This window comes from Leisingera sp. F5, assembly GCF_001593695.1.
In genome coordinates, this window is the sequence record NZ_LUKH01001084.1 from 1 (window position 1) to 1,290 (window position 1,290).

At 60.5% G+C, this 1,290-nt stretch carries 2 protein-coding genes and 1 pseudogene; 2 read left to right on the forward strand and 1 reads right to left on the reverse strand.

Features of this window, described 5'->3' with window-relative positions; genetic code table 11:
• Both A2I95_RS39070 and A2I95_RS39075 read left to right on the forward strand, forming a co-directional pair.
• On the forward strand, positions 1-407 hold a 407-nt coding region (locus tag A2I95_RS39070), incomplete at its 5' end, for a TetR/AcrR family transcriptional regulator (protein WP_291737743.1).
• Positions 408-510: 103 nt separating this feature from the next.
• Positions 511-726 (forward strand): hypothetical protein, encoded by a 216-nt coding sequence (locus A2I95_RS39075; protein ID WP_027257659.1) that lies wholly within the window; start codon positions 511-513, stop codon positions 724-726.
• A 61-nt stretch (positions 727-787) separates the two neighbouring features.
• Here the strand turns inward: A2I95_RS39075 and A2I95_RS39080 are convergent.
• Positions 788-1,290 (reverse strand): annotated as a pseudogene (locus A2I95_RS39080) (tryptophan--tRNA ligase); the annotation flags it as partial.

Here is a 1,290-nt window from a genome sequence, read left to right on the forward strand (position 1 = left end):
ATACCTATCTTTGCGAGTTGCGCGACCGGGTCTGCGGGGTGGAGCTGGAGGGCTGCGGCCCCGAGGACCGGCTGCGCCGCATCGTGTCGGAAATCATGCTGGCCTATCAGGGCGCGGATCATGAGCATCAGGTGCAGATCAGCGCCATGGGCGCGCTGCCTGAAGACCAGCAAAAGCTGCTGCGCGCCTATCAGCGTGAAATGGTGCAATTTGTGAGTGATGCGCTGGCGGCGGTAGCGCCCGACGTGTTTGAGGGCGAAACGGCTAAGCTGCGCGGCGCGACCATGTCGGTCTTTGGTATACTGAACTGGTATTACATGTGGAATTCCGGCGCAGGCCCGAAGGCACGCGACGACTATGCGCGGCTGGCGGCGGATCTGGTTCTGAATGGAATCAAAGGGCTTTGAGGAGCCTCAAGTCCGGCACGAAAACTTGAACTGACAACGCAGCAGAGTTTCTTTGGTGTTTGCGCCTGCCTGCGCTAGGCTTGCGGCTCCATAGGAGGGCGGCATGGCAAACTCTGAGAGTTTCGAAAAGTTCTACTACAAGAAGGTCGGGCTGGGCGAAGGCTGCGGCTGCGCGGAGCGGGTGATCGACAACCACGAATTCGACCGTCAATCGGGCCGGCCGCAGCTCAAATCCTTTGGCGGCAGATTTTCACTGCGGTCTTTTGCGCTGAAATACGGGCTGATTTCCCGTCGGCAACCCGCGCCAGACGCAGAATAGAGCACACGGCTGTGGTTTGCGTCAGCAAGCCTGATTGGCCCGCTGACGCAGCGTGGGGTGTTTACAGCTGGACCGGCGGCACCATGCCGACAATCTCATAGGTTTTGCGCAGGATTGGTGCGGTGATTTCACGCGCGCGCTCGGACCCGCGTGTCAGGATACGGTCGATCTCGTCCTGCTCGCCCATCAGCCGCGCCATCTCGGTTGAGATCGGCGCCAGTTTCGACACCGCCAGATCCGCCAGCATCGGCTTGAACTCGGAGAACTGCTTGCCGCCGACATCGGCCAGCACCTGATCGACGCTTTGTTCGTTCAGCGCCGCATAGATGTTCACCAGATTGCGCGCCTCGGGGCGCTCTTCCAGGCCTTTCGCCTCGGAGGGCAGCCCTTCGGGATCGGTTTTGGCCTTGCGGATCTTCTTGGCGATGGTGTCGGCGTCATCCGTCATGTTGATGCGGCTGGCATCGGAGGGGTCCGACTTCGACATTTTCTTGGAGCCGTCGCGAAAGCTCATCACGCGGGTGGCTGCGCCCTCAATCACCGGTTCGGTCAATGGGAAGAAAT

Excerpts from the sequence above, each read along its gene's own strand:
- A2I95_RS39075 (WP_027257659.1), top strand. The coding sequence starts at position 511 with ATGGCAAACTCTGAGAGTTTCGAAAAGTTCTACTACAAGAAGGTCGGG.